The sequence below is a fragment of the Sphingomonas sp. 7/4-4 genome, from assembly GCF_027941955.1.
GTDB lineage: Bacteria > Pseudomonadota > Alphaproteobacteria > Sphingomonadales > Sphingomonadaceae > Sphingomonas.
This window is the reverse complement of the sequence record NZ_CP115960.1, coordinates 310316-331011: the sequence shown is the minus strand read 5'-3', so window position 1 is coordinate 331011 and position 20696 is coordinate 310316. Positions and strand designations below refer to the sequence as shown.

10 protein-coding genes and 2 pseudogenes are annotated in these 20696 nt (G+C 66.1%); 6 read left to right on the top strand and 6 right to left on the bottom strand.

Annotation, left to right across the window (positions count from 1 at the left end; all coding sequences use genetic code 11):
• Positions 1–331: 331 nt before the first annotated feature.
• The 4 genes and pseudogenes from PIB19_RS01680 to PIB19_RS01665 all read right to left on the bottom strand — a co-directional run bounded on the left by PIB19_RS01680 (position 332) and on the right by PIB19_RS01665 (position 9766).
• Positions 332–2250, bottom strand: a pseudogene (locus PIB19_RS01680) (alpha-L-fucosidase).
• 36 nt (positions 2251–2286) lie between these two features.
• Positions 2287–4851, bottom strand: a complete 2565-nt coding sequence (locus PIB19_RS01675; protein WP_271239425.1) for a glycoside hydrolase family 3 C-terminal domain-containing protein — start codon at positions 4849–4851, stop codon at positions 2287–2289.
• Positions 4848–7439: a beta-mannosidase gene (locus tag PIB19_RS01670; protein ID WP_271239424.1), complete on the bottom strand. Its 2592-nt coding sequence runs from the start codon at positions 7437–7439 to the stop codon at positions 4848–4850. The genes PIB19_RS01675 and PIB19_RS01670 overlap by 4 nt, the downstream gene beginning before the upstream one ends.
• Positions 7436–9766 carry a beta-N-acetylhexosaminidase gene (locus PIB19_RS01665; RefSeq protein ID WP_271239423.1) on the bottom strand — a complete coding sequence of 777 codons (2331 nt, stop codon included), beginning with the start codon at positions 9764–9766 and terminating at the stop codon, positions 7436–7438. Before PIB19_RS01665 ends, PIB19_RS01670 begins: the two co-directional genes overlap by 4 nt.
• A 249-nt stretch (positions 9767–10015) precedes the next feature.
• On the opposite strand from PIB19_RS01665, the pseudogene PIB19_RS01660 reads away from it, so the two are divergent.
• The 6 genes and pseudogenes from PIB19_RS01660 (at position 10016) to PIB19_RS01640 (ending at position 20131) form a co-directional block, all read left to right on the top strand.
• A pseudogene (locus PIB19_RS01660) lies at positions 10016–10751 on the top strand (GntR family transcriptional regulator).
• Between the two features lie 317 nt (positions 10752–11068).
• A complete protein-coding gene (locus tag PIB19_RS01655; RefSeq protein WP_271239422.1) occupies positions 11069–13849 on the top strand; it encodes a TonB-dependent receptor in 2781 nt (926 codons plus the stop codon).
• A gap of 548 nt (positions 13850–14397) precedes the next feature.
• Positions 14398–15495, top strand: a complete 1098-nt coding sequence (locus PIB19_RS01650) for an efflux RND transporter periplasmic adaptor subunit (RefSeq protein WP_271239421.1) — start codon at positions 14398–14400, stop codon at positions 15493–15495.
• Between the two features lie 12 nt (positions 15496–15507).
• Positions 15508–18699 (top strand): efflux RND transporter permease subunit, encoded by a 3192-nt coding sequence (locus tag PIB19_RS01645; protein WP_271239420.1) that lies wholly within the window; start codon positions 15508–15510, stop codon positions 18697–18699.
• Positions 18696–19091: a TolC family protein gene (locus PIB19_RS22715; RefSeq protein WP_336297236.1), complete on the top strand. Its 396-nt coding sequence runs from the start codon at positions 18696–18698 to the stop codon at positions 19089–19091. The genes PIB19_RS01645 and PIB19_RS22715 overlap by 4 nt, the downstream gene beginning before the upstream one ends.
• Positions 19052–20131, top strand: coding sequence for a TolC family protein (locus PIB19_RS01640; RefSeq protein WP_336297235.1), 1080 nt, complete (start codon positions 19052–19054; stop codon positions 20129–20131). The genes PIB19_RS22715 and PIB19_RS01640 overlap by 40 nt, the downstream gene beginning before the upstream one ends.
• Here PIB19_RS01640 and PIB19_RS01635 read toward each other — a convergent pair.
• Both PIB19_RS01635 and PIB19_RS01630 read right to left on the bottom strand, forming a co-directional pair.
• Positions 20124–20474: a YegP family protein gene (locus PIB19_RS01635; protein ID WP_271239419.1), complete on the bottom strand. Its 351-nt coding sequence runs from the start codon at positions 20472–20474 to the stop codon at positions 20124–20126. The two genes, PIB19_RS01640 and PIB19_RS01635, sit on opposite strands and share 8 nt — an antisense overlap.
• Complete coding sequence (locus PIB19_RS01630; protein ID WP_271239418.1) at positions 20471–20680, bottom strand: hypothetical protein; 210 nt, start codon at positions 20678–20680, stop codon at positions 20471–20473. Before PIB19_RS01630 ends, PIB19_RS01635 begins: the two co-directional genes overlap by 4 nt.
• Positions 20681–20696 lie beyond the last annotated feature (16 nt).

Sequence of the window (20696 nt, the reverse complement as noted above, 5' to 3'; positions counted from 1 at the left end):
CCGGGCTGGGCCGGCTGAGGCCGTGCCGCAGCCATCGCGGCTTTCCCGAGCCCTGGTGCGATTGCACTGCGACGAGGCGTCTTCATTGCCACGACCCCTGATACTCGGGTGCGACCGGCATCGTCGTTCACACGCGCCGGCAACGCAATGAAGTTGTCATATATGAAATGACATTTCAATACCAAAAAGCGCTTTGGTGCTATCCTATCGGCAAAACAAGCATACCAAGGGCAATATTGGGCGCCTATCGACGCAGCGGATCACGCGCACGCAGTCGAGTAGGCGGGCTCGACATCTCGAAACCCCTTCGCAAACTGTGCTCGCAATGAAATCAGCGCTGGGCGGTGAACCCACCGATGCCGGCTATCGCAAGCCGCGCCGCCGGCACGGCCGGTTCGGCAAAGGTCAATCGCAGGAACCGTGCGGATCGAGTCTTGGCAAAGGCGATCCGTTGGGTCGACAGCGCATAAGCGATATTCGAGAATTCGCCGCTGGCGCCAGGTTCCCAATTGGTGCCATCGTGACTCGTTTCGGCGATATACCCTTTGGGCGGTGCCGCATCCGTCATCACCTGGCGCGAGGGTGTGAGGCTGAACCCCGCCAGAAGCGTATCCGCGCCCAGATCGACGGTCACGCGGGCCGGCGTCCCCGGCGTCGGACGCGGCTGGACCCAGATGCTCGCCGCCTCGTTGTCGAGCAGCTTCTCCGCGCCAGGCGCGCTGGCCGATACGATCGTCCATCTGGTCACGTCGAGAATGCTGGGATCGGTCGACACGATCGCCGGCACCGGCACCGGTGCAACCGCGCGGAACAACGCGAATTCGCTGATCGCGGGGCAAACCGGCGCCTCGACAACGCGCAGCCGCACACGCCGTGGCGCGATCGGCGCGTCGAGCCGGATGACGCGCTGCGCGGAAATACATTCATGCTCGGCCAACGTCCGCCAATTGCCGTCGATCTCCGCATCCACGGCGAAGCGCGTCACGCGGACACCCAGCGGCAGATATTCGCGCAGACGGATCACGTCGAAGCGCGTCCCCGGCTTCAGATCGAGCGTCAGCGTCGGATCGGTCACGCCATCGGGGCTTGCCCAATAGCTCTCGCGATTGCCGTCGAGCACCCGCGCCGGCTCGAAGCCCGGACCGCGGCTGTGGCTGGCATGCGCGACCGCCCCCTGCGCCAGATCGCGCGCGAAGGTAGCGCGGATCGCATCGCCGAAGGACTTCAGGATCTTGACGTCCTGGTCGGGGATCCGGCCGCGGCGATCGGGGGAATGTTGAGATTGAGATTGGTCCCCCGCCCCACCGACTCGTCGTACAGCCGGATCAGCCGCTCGGGGCCCTTCACCTTCGAATCCTCATCGGCGTGGTAGAACCAGCCCGGGCGGATCGACACGTCGGTCTCCGCCGGCCACCACAATGCACCGCCACGCACCCCGGAATTGCCTTCCTTCTGGTCATAGGGTTTGTTCGGCATGGTCGGCCAGCACGGATCGCCCGCGATGCCATCCTCATTGCCCACCCAGCGAATATCGGCACCCAGCGGATCGAAGGTGCAGGCATTGGGCTGGAGCTTGTGGACCAAGGCGACGATCGACGGCCAGTCATAGTAACGCGGCGCATCGATCTTCCGCGCCTCTCGCGCGCCGCCATAATAGCCGTCGCCGCCATTGGCCCCGTCGAACCAGACTTCGAACAATTCGCCGTAGCGGGTGCACAATTCGGTCAGCTGGGCGCGGAAATAGTCGACATAGGCCGGACGGCCATATTCGGCATGGTTGCGGTCCCAGGGGGACAGATAGACGCCGAAGGGCAACTTCGCGCGCCGGCAGGCCTCCGCCATCTCACGCACGATATCGCCCTTGCCGTCCTTGTAGGGGCTGTTGCGGATGCAATGCTCGGTGCGCAAAGTCGGCCACAGGCAGAAGCCGTCATGGTGCTTGGCGGTGAGGATCAGCCCTTCGAGTCCGCCCGCCTTGGCGGCCGCAACGATCTGGTCGGCGTCGAAATCGCTGGGGTCGAACAGCTTGGGATCTTCGTCGCCAAAGCCCCATTCCTTGTCGGTGAAAGTGTTGATCGAAAAATGCACGAAGGCGTATTGCTCGCGGCCATGCCACCGCCACTGCCGGGCGCTGGGCACGGCGCCATAGGGCTTTGGCGCCGCGCCGGCTCGCGCCGATGCCGGGATCGCGGGAACCGCGCTCGCCGCCAGGCTGGTGGCGATCAGGCTACGACGGGAAAGCTCGATCATGCGGATCCTCTTCGATATCGTGTTTCGTCCAGTGCGCTATTTCGGCAGTTCCAGCGCATCCCCACTCAGTGTGAAGTCGGCCCATTGACCGGGCCCGTCGCCGGGCTGGCCGCCGCCCACCCAGAGCCGATAAGCGCCGGGCACCACGCGGCGCGTGCCGTCGCGGGCGACGGTGCTGATGCTGCGCCGATCGAGCGCGAAATGCAGCGTCTGCGCCTTTCCCGGCGCCAAGGCCACGCGGCGGAAGCCGACCAGCTGGCGCTGGAGCACCGGCGTAGTCAGCGTCGCGCCGCCCTTCGCCGCCGGCGGCACCAGATAGGCCTGCACGACCTCCTCGCCCGCCCGCGCGCCGCTATTGCGCACCATTACCTGAATCTCGACCGGAGCGGCGGTACTCGCGCCCTTCGCCTCCAGCCCGGCATAAGCGAAATTGGTATAGCTCAGCCCGTGGCCGAAGCCCCAAAGCGGCGTGCCGGTGAAGAACCGATAGGTGCGCTCCTTCATCCCGTAATCGACGAAGGCCGGCAGATCTGAAGTGGTCTTGTAGAAGGTGACCGGCAGGCGCCCCGAAGGGTTGTTGAGCCCGGCCAGTGTCTCGGCGATCGCAGTGCCGCCCGCCTCGCCCGGATACCATGCGGTGAGGATCGCGTCGGCCATCGCCGGATCCACTGCCACCGCGCTGCCGCTGGTCAGCACCAGCACCACCGGTTTGCCGGTATCGCGGAGCGCCTGAAGCAGCCGCTGCTGCGCCAGCGGCAACGCGACGTCTGTCCGGTCGCCGCCGACGAATCCGGGGACGCTGACCTGCAGTGCCTCGCCCTCGAGATCGGGCGAGAGGCCGAGCACAGCGACCACCACGTCCGAATCCCGTGCCGCCGCGACCGCCTGTTCGAGCAAGGGTTCGGCCGGTGGAAGCCACAACAGCCTGATGCCTTCGTCCTCGCCGTGATGGTCGAGCTCGAGACGGAAGCTGTGGCGCCGTCCATCGCTCACCAGCGGGACTTCGACGCGCGCCTTGCCGAGCAGCCCCTGATGGAGCGGCTTGCCGTCGATCCACAGCCGCATCGCGTCGTGCCTGGTGCAGTCCTTCCAGCAGGCCGGCAGGTCGATCGCCAGCGTGTAGCGGCCCGGGCCCGGCGGCACGAGCTGGCCGGTCCAGCGGACCGCGAAACCCTTGGCATCGAGTTCGGGCAAGGGCGCGGCGCGGGTATAGTTGAAGTCGATCCGGCGATCCTGCCGGACGGCCGCGGGCGTGCCCGTCACGGTGGAGCTCGCGAAATACTCCGCCTTCAGCCCCGGCTTGCCGTCCGCGACGAGCGCCGTCTCGGGCACCACCACCGGCGCGCCGTCGGCCAATATCGAGCCTTGGGCATAACGCACATTCGCCGCGCCGAACTGGCGGCGGATGCCCTCCAGCGGGGTCACCGGATCCTTCGCCGTGCCATGGTAATTGGCTTCGAGTATATTCAGATCGTCGGCATCGGCGCCGATCACCGCGATGCGGCTGCCCTTGGCGAGCGGCAGCCGGCCGGCATCGTTCTTGAGCAGCACGATCGCCTTGCGTGCCGCCTCCAGCGCCAGCGCGCGGTGCGCGGGCGTGCCGACTTCGCTCGGCGCGATCCGGTTCCACGGGCTTTCCGCGCCGAACAAGGTGCCGAGCGCCTGCCGGGCAGAGAGGGCGCGGGTCAGCGCGGTGTCGATCTCGGCCTCGGTCACCAGCCCGCGCTTCACTGCCTGCGGGAGCGCGGCATAAGCCGATCCGCAATTGAGGTCGTTGCCGCCCCTGAGCGCCGCCGCCGCCGCCGCCGCGCCGTCGAGCCGGTAATGGTGGAACAGATGAATGTTGGCCACGGCATCGCAGTCCGAGACGGTTAAGCCGCGAAACCCCCAGTCACCGCGCAGCCGATCGATCATCAGCGAGGGCAGCGCGCAGACCGGCACACCGTGGATCGAATTATACGCGCACATCACCGAGCGTGCCTTGCCTTCGGTCACCGCGAGCCGGAACGCGGGGAGATAGGTCGATTCCAGATCCTGCGGGCTCGGATCGACGTCGAAGCCGTCGCGCCCGGCTTCAGGGCCGCTGTGCACGGCAAAATGCTTGGGGGTAGCGATCACCTTGGGATGCGCCGGGTCGGGACCTTGCATCCCCTGGATGAAAGCGACGCCGAGATGCCCCGTCAGATACGGGTCCTCGCCATAAGTCTCCTGCCCCCGCCCCCAGCGCGGATCGCGGAAGATGTTGATGTTGGGCGACCAGATCGTCAGTCCCTCATAAATCCGCCGATCGGCGCCAATTGGACGCGCGTTGAACTTCGCCCGCGCCTCGGTCGCCACCACGTCGCCGACGCGCTGCATCAGCGCGCTGTCCCATGTCGCCGCCAGCCCGACCGCCTGTGGAAAGACGGTGGCGTAGCCGTTGCGCGCCAGCCCGTGCAGCCCCTCGTTCCACCAGTCATAGGCCGGGATTTCGGCCTCGGTGTCGGCAGGCGCAGTGCTCTGGAGCTGCGCTGCTTTCTCCTCGACGGTCATCGTGGCGATCGCTTTGGCTACTGCGTCGGGGTCGGGCTCGGCACCGGCGAGCAGGAACGGAAGGATCATCGCTGCGGTCCCAAGGTGCGGAGCGTCAGCGCGCGCTTGAGCGCGGCGGCAGAGGCATCGGAACCCACGTCAATCGTCACGCTCTCGCCGGCGAGCAAGTCGAAACCGTCATCGCTCGGCTGCGCCGCCAGATCGCCGAAATCGAGCATTACGGCGCGGGCGAGCGAGCCCGCCGTGATCGTCACCCGCTTGCCCTCCCAACGCGTGATCAGCGCAGGCGCTGGATAGGCCATGTCCTTGGGCAGCGCGCGCTCGACGATCGTGCGCGAGACGCTGCGCCCGTCGATCAGCAACTCGGCGACCGCGAAGCTCGCCTTGGCGTCGGCACCCGCGAACAATTCGGCGTCGGCGATGCTCGCCGCCTCCTGCGCTCCCAGCGGCTCGAGCGTGACCACCGCGCCTCTCGTGCGGAGCGCCTTGCCGGCCATGTCGAACGCGCGGACGCGCCATTCGGCGGCGATGGGTGTCGTTGCATCCGAGACCAGCGCCACGCGGGTAGCGCCGTCCTTGTGCTCGGCAACGATCGCCTGCGGCGCGAAGAAGCGGCGCGCGGCATAATGGAGCAACTTCCATTGGCCTTCATAATCCACGCTCGCCCACGAGATCGCCGGCCAAGTGTCGTTGAGCTGCCAATAGAGCGAGCCCAAGGTCACCGGACGACAGCCGCGGTGGTGCCGCGCCGCCATGTCGATCGCCTGCGCCTGATTGACCTGCGTCAGATAGACGAGGTCGGCGAAGTCCTTCGGCTTGCGCAGTCTTTGATCGAGATAGAGCTGGAGCCGCGCATTGCCCTCGCCCGCCAGGAACTTCTGGTGCGCCTTGAGCACCGGGCTATCGATCGCGAGCGGGCCCTTGCCCGCGAAGCCGCGGATCGTCGACAGATCGGGCATTCCCTGGAAGCCATATTCGGACATGAAGCGCGGGCATGAATCGAGATAGCGCTCGACCGGCTTGGATCCCGACCAAACGTCCCAGAAATGGCGGTCGCCATCCTTGTCCGTGTCGGTCGGGCCTTCATAGTCGCTCGAGGGCGAACCGGGCCAATAGGGCGTGCCCGGCGCGTTTTTGGTCACTGCCTCGCGCAGCACCCGATCGAACAGCACCGCCATGCCCGTGCCGATCCGTTCCTGCTCGTCGGCGCCGATGCGCTTCTTGAACGCCTTGCGATCGGACCAGTTTTCCCACCCGGACAGCACTTCGTTGCCGCCGGCCCAGCCGACCACCGACGGATGCGGCTGGAGCCGCTCGACCTGTTCCTCGGCCTCGACCCGGACATTCTCGCGGAACGCCGCGTCGGGCGGCGTGATCGATCCGCCGAACATGAAGTCCTGCCAGATCATCAGGCCCATCTCGTCGGCCGTTCTGTAGAAGGCATCGTCGAGATAATAGCCGCCACCCCAGACGCGGATCATGTTCATGTTAGCGTCGCGCGCGCTGGTCAGGATCTGGCGCATCTGCGCCTCGCCCACCCGCGACGGGAAATTGTCGAACGGGATCAGGTTGGCGCCCTTGGCGAAGATCGGCACGCCGTTGATCCGGAAGCCGAAGCTGCCGTCCTTGCGGATGAACTCGGTGGTGCGCAGACCGATCCGCTGGATCACCCGGTCTTCGGTCGCGCCGCCGGCATCGAGCGTCGCCTCGACCGCGTAAAGCGGCTGCGCGCCATAGCCGGCGGGCCACCAGCGTTGCGGCTTCTCGACCGTCAGCGGTGCACTGACCCAATTCTCGCCCGCGACGAGGCTGGCGGACCGGCTGACCTCGACTTGCTTGCCGTCCGGCCCGGTCACACGCGCGCGCAACGTCACGTTAGCGGGAGCGCCCGCGACGATCCGCCAGTGCGCTACCAGCCGCGCCTCCGCGTCGTTGAGCGCTTCCTGATCAACGCGAAAACCGTCGATCCGCGCTTCGTCCCACGCCTCGATCCGCACCGGCCGCCACACGCCGATATTGACCAGCCGCGGGCCCCAGTCCCAGCTATACTGGTATTTGGGTTTGCGGATGTACGGCGAAGTCTGCTTGCCCTTGGGCTCGTCGCCAAATGCAGAATCATATTCGCCTGGCAGCGGATTGGCCTCGGCCAGCACCATCGGCTGGAGCGTGCGGATCGGCGAGGCGATGCGGACGATCAGTTCGTTGCGGCCAGTCTTCAACACGCCCTTTGCGTCGACCCGCCATCGGCGATGCGCGTTGTCGGCTGCGAGCAATTGCTTACCGTTCAGCGACACGCTCGCGAAGGTATCGAGCCCATCGAACACCAGCTCGACATGGTCGCGCGCCAGCATCGCGGGCGTCACCTCGATCACGCGCCGGAACTGCCAGCTGGTCAGCCCCGCCCATTGGATCCTTGCTTCGTTGATCCCCTTGAACGGATCGGGGACGCGGCCGGCGGCAATCAAATCCTGCTGGACGCTGCCGGGCACGCGCGCGGGGAACCATTGCGCCTCCTTCGGGTGCGCCTTCGCCGTTTCGTCGGCAGGATCGATCCGCACTTCCCACGCGCCGTCGAGCGAAACCGTCTCGCGCGGCGCCGCCCAGGCGGCGACGCTGGCGAAAAGCGCGGGCAACAATGCAAGTGCGCGCGCTTTCACTTCGCGGCCTCGCTCAGCGTGGCACGCTCGACCGCATAGAACGGGTCGGAAAGCGGCGAAGTGAACTGGAAGCACAGATCCTCGTCCCCCGCCATCGCCGGCAATGTGCCTGAAAAGCTGAACCGCGTCGGAGCGGTTTTCGGATCGGGCAACGGGAAGCTGGCGACGACGATCGGTTTGATCGTCTTGTCTCCGGCTGCGGCGATACAGCGCGCGGAGATCACCAGCTCACCATAAGTGGTTACGTTGAAATGCGAGCGCAGCGCCTTGGCTTCATGCGCGAGCCCGTAATGCCGCGCCAGCCGGGCGACATCGACGGAGAAACTCTTCGCCACGTCGAGCGGTGCCGCCGGATAGGCGCTGCACGTGTCGAACAGATTGACGTTGAACGCCGGGGTATTCTCGGGCGATTCCGACGTCAGCGGTACGCGCAGGCCGAAGGCGCCGCGCGGACAGGCGACCAGTTCCGAGCTCGTCCGGGTGAGCAATGCAGCGCGGCCGGTGTCGAAGCTACGCGGCTGCGCGGTTGGATTGCCCGCGGTGTCGAACGCGGCGGCCTCAATCGTTACGCCCGGCTTCAGCGACAACGGCGCCTTGTACAGCGGCGATTTGGCCGTCGGGACCTTGCCATCGAGTGTGTAGCGGATCGTGCCATAGGGCGCTTGCGTCGACAGCGCGACGCTCGCCCGGTTGGCGCGCAGTGCCTCGCCGCGCGTGCCTTGAAGCTGGAAACCCACCGCAAACGCGCTGTCGGCGACCTCCACCCCCGAGCGGCGCCAGCGCTGGATCTGCGGGTCGATCCGGGTCAGGAAGCTCGGGAAATCGCGCTTCTCCTTCGCCGACCAGGTGATCTCGGCAATCGCCGCGGCGCGCGGGAAGATCATGTGCTGCACCTGATAGGGCGTCGCCAGATATTCGCTCCACGCATTGCCCTGCGCGCCGAGCACATGCTTCGCCTTCTCGGCGTCGATCCCCGCCGGCATCGGCTCGTATTTGTAAACGTCGGCGAGCGTCTGGATCGACAGCCGCCCCGGCGGCTCGTCGCTGCGATCGCTTTGCAGGCTGTCGAGATACAGAGTCGGCGCCGGCGTCAGCACCACGTCGTGATTCTGGTTGGCGGCCTCGACCGCGCCCTTTTCGCCGCGCCACGACATGATCGAAGCCGAGGGAGGCAGCCCGCCTTCCAAGATCTCGTCCCAGCCGATCAGCCGCCGCCCCTTGCTCGCCAGATACTTGCCGAATTCATCGACCATCCAGCTCTGCAGCTGGTTCTCGTTCTCGAGTCCCAGCGCCTTGATCTGCGCCTGAACGCGGGGCGAGCGTTCCCACTGGTCCTTGACCGCCTCGTCGCCGCCGAGATGGATATAGGTGCCGGGGAATACCGCCATCACTTCGTCGAGCGCTTCCTTGACGAAGGCGATGCCCTTGGATCCGGGATCGAACAGATAGGGATTGACGCCCCAATCATGCGATACTTCCGGCTGGTCGCCGAAAACACCGAGCTCGGGATAGGCGGCGACGAGCGCCTGGGCATGGCCCGGCAGATTGATCTCCGGAACGATCGTGATTCCGCGTTCGGCGGCATAGACGACCAGCGCCTTCAGTTGCTCCTGCGTGTAGAAGCCGCCGACCTTGGGCCCCGGCGCCCCGCCGGTCGACGGCGGGATGCGCCAGCCGCCCACTTCGGTGAGCTTGGGATAGCGCTTTACCTCGAAGCGCCAGCCCTGGTCGTCGGTGAGATGCAGGTGCAGCGTGTTGAGCTTCACCGATGCCATCTGATCGACCACGGCGTAGATCGATTCGATCGGCTGAAAGTGACGCACCGGATCCAGCATCAGCCCGCGCCAGCCGAAGCGCGGCGCATCCTCGATCGTCACCGCCGGCACCTTGACCGGCTTGCCGAAAGCCCGATCGGGGCTGAGCAACTGCGCCACCGTCATTGCGCCGTAGAGTAAACCGCGATCGCCCGAAGCGCTGATGCGGATGCCCCGGGCGTTTACTACCAGGCGATAGGCCTCGTCCCCTTGCACCGATGCATCGCGGACCAGGGTGATCGTACCGTCGCCCTCGCGAGTCGCCAGCGTGAGCCCACGCTCGACCTTCACGTGCGCCGTCAGCACGCGCGCCGCAGCCTCAGCGCCGGCATCGCCCCGCACCACCGCGATCGTCGCTCCGTCCCCTATCGTGATGCTGCCGGTCCCGTGCACGATCGATTGCGGGAGCGGCGTCAGCGGGAGCGGATCGGCGGACTGCGCCAGTACCGAGGAACCGCATAGCAACGCCGCCCAACCGACATGGCGTAGCCGCAGCACCCTGAGAACCCGCATCGCCTACTCCCGCTGGCGTCCCGAAGACGCGATCCGATGATGTAACCAATATAGGTCCTGCGACACAATAGCCGCGTTCGACGCGAGCTCTACTGCGGCCGCGGGAGGCCCGTCGCGGCTCACATCCTGAGGTGGCAAGAAAGAGACCAATATGAATCCACAACCATCCCATTGCCCGATCGGGCATGTTGCGATAGCGTCGCGGCGAACCGAGGGGCAACAGCCGCGAGGGCGCGGCGGGGAGTATTGATGGCATTCTCGGATCAGATCGGGCGTTTCCGCGCAGACAATCCATCGCCGCTCTACCTCCAGCTCCAGCAGATCATCCGCGACGCAATCAGCTCCGAAATCCTCACTCCGGGCGATGCGATTCCCCCGAACGCGACCTTGCCGTCGAATATGAAGTGGCACGCATCACCGTGCGGAAGGCGATCGTGGGGTTGGTGGAGGAAGGTTTGCTTACGCGGCGTCGTGGCGCGGGGACGTTCGTCACCGGTCGCGTCGAAAAAGTTTCTCCAAGCTCTCTTCGTTCACCGAAGACATGGCGGCGCGCGGCCGCAAGGCCAGCAGCAGCTGGATCTCCCGCGCGCCCGGCACGGTGAACCCCGAAGAGGCCATGATGCTGGGTCTCTCGCCCGGCGCGCCGGTGCTGCGCTTCGCGCGTATCCGCTATGCGGATGACGAGCCGATGGCGCTCGAATTCTCGACCATCGCCGGTTACTGCCTCGCATCGGTCGATGTGGTGCAGGACTCGCTGTACGGCGCGCTCGAAAAAGCCGGCAATCGCCCGGTGAGGGCGCTGCAGCGGCTCCGGGCCGTGCCCTTCGGGGGCGAACACGCCCGGATGCTGGGCGTCGACCCCGGCCATCCCGGCCTGCTGATCGAGCGTCGCGCCTTTCTGCGCGACGGCCGCCCTGCCGAGGTCACCCGCTCTTATTATCGCGGGGACGCCTATGATTTCGTCGCGGAGCTCAGCGACCTCTAGATCCGGCGCCCGCGCTCCAGGCGCGTAGTTGGTACTATACCATTTACGCCTAACCCCACCCTGGCACGGCCCAACTCTCCGCCTCACTTTGAGGCTGAAGACGCCAATCCTCTCCTAAAACACGACAAAAGGCACGTTTATCGCGACGTGTGGAGAGATCAGCCGATCGCTCAATTGGTATGCTTTGGTTATGTCGATTGGTACGCTTCCCCGATCCCGAACCGAATCGTGACGAAGCGGCGAGTCCGGCGCGATCGTCAGCCGGGAGTTTGGACATCCGCTGCATCGGGGTCCGTGTTTTGAAGGGGAATATTGTGATGCGTTTGCGACAGACGATCCTCCTGAGCTCCGCCCTGACCGGCTTCGCCGCGAGCGCACAGGCACAACAGGCTCCCGCCACGCCACCCGCGACGACAACGCAGAGCGAAACCACCGCCCAGTCCGGCCCCGATGCCGCCGGCGAGGAGATCGTCGTCACCGGCTATGCCAGCAGCCTTCGCCAGTCGATCGAGCTCAAGCGCAACGCGAACGCCGTGATGGATGCGATCTCCTCGGAAGATATCGGCAAGTTCCCCGATCGCAACGTCGCCGAATCCCTGTCGCACATTCCCGGCGTCTCGATCGACCGCCGCTTCGGCGAGGGCGAGAAGGTCGCGATCCTCGGCACCGATCCCGCGCTCAACCGCATGCTGCTCGACGGTCACGGTCTCGCCTCGGCCGATTGGGGCGGGAACGACAATGATCCCAGCAGCCGCACCTTCAATTATTCGCTGCTCGCACCCGAGCTGGTCGACCGGCTGGAGGTCTACAAATCGCCCGAGGCGCGGATCGAGGAAGGCAGCCTCGGCGGCACCGTGATCGTCCGCACGCGCCGGCCGCTCGAACTGGAAGCCAATTCGATCTTCGCCTCGGGCGGCTATTCGTACAATGATCGCGCGGAGAAGGGGAACATCCGCGGCTCCGGCCTGTACAGCTGGAAGAACGACGCGGAGACGTTCGGCGTCCTGATCGCAGCTACCTATGACAAGCAGAATCTCGTGCGCTCGGGCGTCGAGTTCTTCGGCTACGACAATGCCGACGGCTCCGGCAGCCCGTTCATGACGACGAATGGCGCGGGCGAGCGCGTGCTCAAGAACCCGGCCGCAGTGATCACCGGCGGCTCGCTCGCCGATCTCGACAAGGCGGCATCGCCGTTCGGCATCAACTACGCCTATTTTCAGCAGCAACGCGAACGCGTCAGCGTCGCCGGCACTGCCCAGCTGCGCCCGACGAGCGACCTGACCCTGACGCTCAACGGCACGCACATCGAGGGCAATTACAACAATTACAGCCAGTCGATGTACACGATCCCCGGCGCGTGGACCGGCGACGTGCTCCAATCGGCCACCATCTCGAACGGCGTGGTGACCGACGCCAGCTTCGGCGCCGCCACCGGCCAGAGCGCGCAGCTCGATACGCTCGTTCGTCATACCAAGCTCAAGACCGACAATCTTAACTTCTTCGCCGACTGGGAAGGCGAGGACGGCGCCAAATTGTCCTTCGCCGGCGGCTGGAGCAAGGCGACGGGCGGGCGGAACCCCGAATATCTCTTCAACGTCCAGACCCGATTGCCGTTCAGCTATTCCATCAGCCCGACCACGGCGGATGTGAACTTCGTCGGCGACCTCACCAATCCGGCCAATTATTTCACCAACCCGAACAATAATCCCGCGACGATCGAGGGCAACCCGGTGATCGTGAACGGGGCGCCGCTGAACGCCGCGCAGATTGGTGGCCTCGATTACAGCGTCACCACCGACAGCGACGTGTTCGCCGGGTTCGACGCGACGGTTCCGGTCGGCGGGTTCTTCACCCAGATGCAGATCGGCGGCCGCTTCACGCATCATATCAACCGCGTCGATGCGCGCGGTGTGAACAACTATCTCCAGCAGTCGCTCCTCGGCTCGCAGCTCGGCGTCGACACGCTGGTGACCCCCGACGGCGTCTTCAGCGGCACGGGCGGCAGCGGTAGCGCGACCCAGTATCTGAACCTGCCCGAGCAATCGGTCATCGACATCCTCGCCGATGCGATCAATTCGCCGCTCGTGGACAAGGTGGGCGCCTCGACCCGCGTGAAGGAGACGGTCGCGGCGAGCTATGTCCAGTTCAACTTCGAGAGCGGCGGGCTGCGCGGCAATATCGGCGGACGGCTCGTCTACACCAAGAATCTGTCGCAATATGCGCTGGCGCTGCCGACGCTGGCCGATCCCAATCCGCGCCCGGTGCCGACCAGCACCGCGAACGACTATCTGAAGTTCCTGCCGGCATTCAACGTCGCCTATGAAGTCAGCCCGAAGCTGATCTTCCGCGGGGCGGCGGCCAAGGTGATCTCCCGGCCGCGCTACCAGGATCTGGCGGCGTCGATCACGCAGAACGACGTCACCTATGATGCCGGCGGCGGCAATCCCAATCTGAAGCCGTATGAATCGACCAACTTCGAAGTCACGGCGGAATATTATCCGGCGCCGGGCGCGCTGCTTTCGCTCGAGCTCTATCGCCGCGAGATCTCCAACTACATCGTCAACACCCGCCGCGAGGGCGTCACGCTCTACAACTCGCTGACCGGTCAGCTCGAAAACCGGTACAGCGTCTCGCAGCCGGTCAATGGCGGCAAGGCGAAGGTCAACGGCGTGCTCGTCCACGGGCAGGCGGAGATCTGGGGCGGGTTCGGCATCCAGGCGAACTATGCCTATCAGGACAGCAGCACCTCGACGACGTTCGACACGACCGAGATCCTCAACCTCCCCTATCTTTCGAAGCACACCGTCAACATCATTCCCTATTTCGAGAAGGGGCCGTTCCAGGCGCGCCTGAGCTATAGCTATCGCTCTTCCTATTTCCGGACGATCGGGCGCCTCGGCTCGCAGGAAATGGTCGCGCCGTACAATCAGCTCGATGCTTCGGCCGCGTTCAAGCTGACCGACAACGTCACGGTCAGCGTCCAGGCGCAGAACCTGCTCGACGAGACCTATCTGCAATATAGCGGCACGCCCGATCGGCCCTCCGCCTTCTACAAGAACGGACGCACCTTCGTGGGCAGCCTGTCCTTCCGCATGTAGCGCAGGGCACGCATCTCCGCCCTGCGGGAGTTGGCTCTCTCCGCAGGGTGGCGAGCGTGAGGCGGGCAACGCTTGGTCCTCACCGGCCCGGGCGCCTTCGCTGGAAATCACCGGCGACGGGTCAGGCGTCGGTGCGCACGAGCCGGCGACGCAGGCGGTACCTTCCGGCGATTGGAACACCCCACCGAAACGGCGTAAATAATTTGTTTCGGCCGCGTGCGGATTTGGCGCCGCCGCGGCGTCTGATGCTGTGAGGGCTGCAATTCCTCGCGGTCGGAATGGGAAAAATCGATGGTATCGAGAGTCACGCTTTCGGTGTTGGCGAAAACTGCATGTGCATTCGCCGAGCCTGACCTTTCCGCCATGGACGCTCATCTCAGACAATTACTACCGATAGGTACGAATCTGCTTGCAACCCGGGCTGACAACGTTAATTGCTGCGCCGCAGAAAGGGGACGTCTGTGAGGCGCGCGCACGTATTAGCAGGATTGTTGTTGCTTGCCGGATGCGGTGGAGAACAGGCCCCGCCTGCTCCGCCCCCGCCGCAGGTGACCGTCGCGACTCCGGTCCAGCGCGAGGTGGTCGACTGGGACGACTATACCGGCCGCTTCGTCGCACCGCAGGACGTCGAGATCCGTCCGCGCGTCAACGGCGTGGTGACTGCGATCCATTTCCGCGACGGACAGGACGTGCGCCAGGGCGCGCCCTTGTTCACGATCGACCCCCGTCCCTATCGCGCCACGCTGGCACAGGCACAGGCACAGGCGACGCGTGCCAATGCCGCATTGTCGAACGCCCGGCAGGTAACTGCGCGTAGCCGCAAGCTGGCGACCGCGCAGGCCGTCAGCACCGAGGAGTTGGAGGCGAACATCGCCGCCGAGCGCACCGCTGCGGCTGATCTGGCCGCCGCTCGCGCCGCGATCACCAACGCCGAGCTCAATCTGAGCTTCACCACCGTCCGCGCGCCGTTCAGCGGCCGCATGTCGGACCGCAAGGTGAGCATCGGCGACTCGGTCGCCGACGGCCAGACCGTGCTCACCCGCATCGTGTCGCTCGACCCGATCTGGTTCGAATTCGAAGGCGCCGAGAGCTTCTATCTCAAGAATTTGCGCCAGGATCAGCGTGGCGAGCGTGGCTCTTCGCGCACCACCGCCAACCCGGTGCAGATCCAGCTGGCCGACGAGAGCGAGTATCGCTGGACGGGCCGGATGGAGTTCCTCGACAACGCCGTCGATCCGGATTCAGGCACGATCCGCGCCCATGCCGTGGTGCAGAATCCGACTCGCTTCCTGACGCCCGGCATGTTCGGCCGTGCGCGGCTGCTCGGTTCGGGCACCTACAAGGCGATGCTGATCCCCGACGAAGCGATCGTCACCGATCAGACCCGCCGGCTCGTCTATGTCGTCGGCAACGACAACAAGGCGGTGCCGCGTCCGGTGGAGGTCGGCGCGATGGTGGAAGGGCTGCGCATCGTCCGTGACGGGCTCGCGCCCACCGACCGCGTGGTCATCACCGGCGTCGGCCGATTGCAGCCCGGTGCGCCGGTCTCGCCGGTCAAGGGCGTGATCAAGGCCGACCCGACCAAGCAGGCCGCGCCGACCGCTCCGACGCAGGAGCCGGCCTCGGGCCAGGCGACTGTCCGCTAAGGACCGACCCGCATGAAATTCCCGCATTTCTTCATCGAGCGGCCGATCTTCGCGGCGGTGCTGTCGATCCTGATCGTGATCGTCGGCGCGATCGCCTTTCCCTCGCTGCCGATCGCGCAATATCCGAGCATCGCGCCGCCCACCGTGGTGGTCACCGCCACCTATCCGGGCGCGAGCGCGGAGACGCTGGCCGAGACGGTCGCCGCGCCGCTCGAGCAGGCGATCAACGGCGTCGAGAACATGATCTACATGACCTCGTCGTCGACCGGCAACGGCCAGACGCAGATCACGATCGCGTTCAATCAGGGCACCAATGTCGATCAGGCGCAGGTGCTGGTGCAGAACCGCGTGCAGCAGGCCGAGCCGCGCCTGCCCGAGGACGTGCGACGTCTGGGCATCACGGTGAACAAGAACTCGCCCGACTTCCTGATGGTGGTGTTCTTCACCTCGCCCGACAACAGCCTCGAGATCCCCTATATCTCGAACTACGTGACGCTGCAGGTGCTCGACCGGATCGCGCGCGTGCCCGGCGTCGGCCAGGCGCAGGCGTTCGGCGGACGCGACTACAACATGCGCGTGTGGATCGATCCCGGCCTCGCCGCCGCACGCGACATGACCGTGGACGAAGTGGTCAATGCCATCCGCGGCCAGAACCTTCAGGTCGCCGCCGGCGCCGTCGGCCAGCCGCCTTACGGCAAGGCGAGCCCCGCCTTCGAGCTGGGCGTCCAGGCCAAGGGCCGCCTGAGCACGCCCGAGGAATTTGGCAAGGTCGTGGTCAAGCGCGATACCCAGGGCCGGCTGACCTATCTGCGCGACGTCGCCCGGATCGAGCTCGGCGCGCAGGACTATAGCTTCAACGGCTATCTCGGCGGCAAGAGCGCCGTCGGTATGGGCATCTTCCAGATGCCGGGATCGAATGCGCTCGCCACTGCCGACGCCGTGAAGAAAGAGCTCGATACGCTCGCCCAGAGCTTCCCGGCGGGGATGAAATATTCGATCGACTACAATCCGACCGAGTACATCTCCGAATCGATCAGCGCCGTCGAGCACACGCTGATCGAGGCGCTGATCCTCGTGGTGCTGGTGGTGCTGATCTTCCTCCAGAGCTGGCGCACCGCGCTCATCCCGATCATCGCGATCCCGGTATCGCTGGTCGGTGCCTTCGCGGTCTTGTTCGCCTTCGGCTACTCGCTCAACACGCTGTCGCTGTTCGGCCTCGTCCTTGCGATCGGCATCGTCGTCGACGACGCGATCGTCGTCGTCGAGAATGTCGAGCGCCTGATGGAAGAGGAAGACATCGGCCCGCGCGAGGCGGCGCACAAGACGATGGACGAAGTGTCCGGCGCGATCATCGCGATCTCGCTCGTGCTCGTCGGCGTGTTCGTGCCGACGATGTTCATCCCCGGCATCTCGGGTGCATTCTACCAGCAGTTCGCGATCACCATCGCGTCGGCGACGGTCTTCTCGGCGTTCGTCTCGCTGACCCTGTCGCCGGCCTTGTGCGCATTGGTGCTGAAGAAGCCCGAGCACGGCAAGCCGCCGCGGCCGGGCTTGCTGGGGCTGCCCGGGCGCGCAGGCAAGAAGTTCAATGCCGGATTCACCTGGCTCTCGCACAAATATAGCCGCCTCACCGCGCGGCTGGTGCGCATGCTGGTGATCGTCGGCGTAGTCTATATCGCGCTGATCTTCGTCGTGGGCTGGCGGTTCGCCGCCACGCCGAGCGGCTTCATTCCGCCGCAGGATCAGGGCTATCTGATCGGCGTCGTCTCGCTGCCTCCCGGATCGTCGCTGCAGCGCACCGATGCGGTGGTGCGCGAAACGATCAAGGAATCGATGAAGCTGCCCGGCATCCAGACCTCGATCGGGTTCGCGGGTCTCGACGGTGCGAGCTTCTCAACCGCGCCGAATGCGGGCGTGGTGTTCTTCGCGCTGAAGCCGCATGCCGATCGCAAGCAGAGTGCCGACGAGATCCAGCAAGCGCTGTATCCGGCGCTGGCGGGGATCAAGGGCGGCGACATCATGGTGATCGCGCCGCCGCCCGTTCCGGGCATCGGCACCGGCGGCGGCTTCAAGATGATGATCCAGGACCGCAGCGGTCAGGGCTATCAGGCACTGGCGCAGGCATCGATGGCGATGATGATGGGGGCAGGCCAGGCGGAGGGCGTCGCCGGCGCCTTCTCGCTGTTCAACGTCGGAACCCCGCGCCTGACCGCCGAGGTCGACCGCGACCGCGCCGAGCGGATGGGCGTGCCGGTCGCGAACATCTATTCGACGCTCGGCTCCTATCTGGGCTCGGCCTATGTCAACGACTTCAACTATCTGGGCCGCACCTTCCGCGTGACGGCGCAGGCCGACGCGGCCTATCGCAACGACGCGTCGGACATCCAGACGCTGAAGACGCGCTCGGCTGCCGGCAAGATGGTGCCGATGAGCGCGGTGATGGCGTTGAAGAACGATGCCGGGCCGTATCGCGTGGTGCGTTACAATCTCTATCCCGCCGCCGAGCTGATGGGCGACACCAAACCCGGTTTCTCCACCGGCCAGTCGCTCGACTCGATGGAAGCGCTCGCCGCCAGGACGTTGCCCAAGGGCATGGGCTTCGAATGGACCGAGATCGCCTTCGAGCAGCGCCAGGCGGGCAATACCGGCGTGATCGCCTTCGGTCTCGCCGTGGTGTTCGTCTTCCTGCTGCTCGCGGCGCTGTACGAGAGCCTCGTGCTGCCGCTGGCCGTTATCCTGATCGTGCCGATGTGCCTGCTCGCCGCGATCCTCGGCGTGAATTTGATGGGACTGGACAATAATATCCTGACGCAGATCGGGTTGGTGGTGCTGATCGGCCTCGCCGCGAAGAACGCGATCCTGATCGTCGAGTTCGCGCGACAGGGTGAGGAAGATCAGGGCCTCGAGCCGCGCGCCGCGGCCGAACAGGCGGCGCATCAGCGCATGCGGCCGATCATCATGACCTCGATCGCGTTCATCCTCGGCGTGCTGCCGCTGGTGATCGCGACCGGCGCGGCGGCGGAGCTGCGCCAGGCGCTGGGCGTGGCGGTGTTCTTCGGGATGATCGGCGTGACCTTCTTCGGCTTGCTCTTCACCCCGGCTTTCTATGTGATAGTTCGCAAGCTCGCGAGCTGGACCGAGCGGCAACGTGCGAAACTGAGCCGCAAGAAGCCCGAAGCGCCCGAAGCGGAGGCCACGGCATGAAGCGCCTGTCTCTCCTTGCCGCCGGGCTGCTTTCGGCCTGCGCGGTCGGCCCGAACTATCAGCGCCCCGCGACGCCGCCGACCGCGGCCGGCAATTTCGTCGATCCCGGCGTCACCAAGGTCTCGACCGGCATCGTCGAGGGCGAATGGTGGCATCTGTTCCGCGATCCGGCGCTCGACCGGCTCGTAGTCGACGCGCTGGCGCACAATACCGACATCCGTGTCGCCGCGGCCAATCTGCGGCGCGCCCGCGCCTTGCTGTCGGAGGCACGCAACCAGCGGCTGCCGACCACCGATCTGAGCGCCTCTTATACCCGCCAACGGCAGGAGCGAACGCGTCCAATATCCCGGGCGTGCAGAGTGCCGAGTTCGACGTCTTCCAGGTCGGGCTAGACGCAGGCTATCAGGTCGATATCTTCGGGCAGGTCTCGCGCGCGATCGAAGCCGGCCGAGGCGACGTCGCCGCAGCGCAGGCCGGGCTCGACGCCGCGCGGATAGCCATCGCCGCCGAGACTGCACGCACCTATGCGCAGGCATGCAGCTTCGCGGCGCAGGCCGCGGTCGCGCGCGAAACCGCGCAGCTTCAGGACCAGACGCTCGGCCTCACCCGCCGCTTGCTCGAGGCCGGGCGCGGCACCCAGCGCGATGTCGATCAGGCGATGGTGCTTTCCGAGAGCGCGCGCTCGCAGGTTCCGCAGTTCGAGGCCGAACGCCGCGCCGCGCTCTATGCGCTCGCCACGCTCACCGGCCGTCCACCGGCCGAAACCGATGCCGATGCCGCACAGTGCACCGTGCCGCCGCAGGTCAGCGGGCTGATCCCGGTCGGCGACGGCGCCGCATTGCTCGCCCGCCGACCCGATGTCCGCCAGGCGGAACGCATGCTCGCCGCCGATACCGCGCGCGTCGGGGTTGCGACCGCCGCGCTCTATCCCTCGATCCGGTTGCTCGGTTCGGTCTCGCTCGGCGCGCAGGATATCGGCGATCTCGCCAAATCCGACTCGTTCAACTTCTCGCTCGGGCCGCTGATCAGCTGGAGCTTCCCGAACATGGGCCAGGCCCGCGCGCGCCTGCGCCAGGCCGAGGCGACCTCCGAGGGTTCGCTCGCCACGTTCGACGGCACGGTCCTCACCGCACTGCGCGAAGTCGAGCAGGCGCTCGCGCGTTACTCGGGTGAGATCGAGCGCAACGTCGCGCTTCGCCGGGCCGAGGCCGCTGCGAGCAACGCCGCGCGCATCGCCGGGCTGCGCTTCTCTGCGGGCCGCGACACCTTGCTCCAGCGCATCGATGCCGAGCGCGACCGGGCGACCGCCCGCGCCTCGCTGGCGCAGTCGAACGCCGCGCTGGCAGAAGCACAGGTCGCCTTGTTCAACGCCCTCGGCGGCGGCTGGGAAACCGCGCCGCAGCCGGTGCGACGCGAGCCTGTCGTCAACTAGGTCGCGCTGACGTCCCGCGCACGCGTGCGGTGCCCGCGCTCCTGCGCAGGGCGTCGACTGCGGCGATGCATTCGTTCTCGGTGCGAAAGCCGGTGCCGGAGGCGATGATCAGCCCTCCGCTCGAGCAGAAACGCCAGCGCCAGTCCTCGCCGGAGAACAGGATCGAAGTGAGCTTCACGCGTTCGGCGCGGTAAATCTCGAACCAGGCTTCGTTCCCGGTGTGCAGATCCTGCTCGGCGCAGGCTGCGCGGTGATCTGGCCGGCTTCGCTCCGGGATCGGGCTCGAAATCGGGCCCGGCTGCTGACGCGGCTTGGTAGATTCCGGGCCGACGAAGGGGCTCATGGCCGAAGCCGGGTACGCGTGACGGCACCGGTCAACACGCGCTTGCCGAATGCCTTCGCCACCGCCTCGGCGCCATCGATGTTCATCAGGACCACACGCGTGCCGCGCGGGTGCAGGGGCTCGATCGCGCTGATCGCAGCGTTGTGCTTCGCCGCCATGGCAATGACGTCGGCCCGATCAGCATCGATATTGATTGCGCGTGACACATAAGTCTCCCGTTGG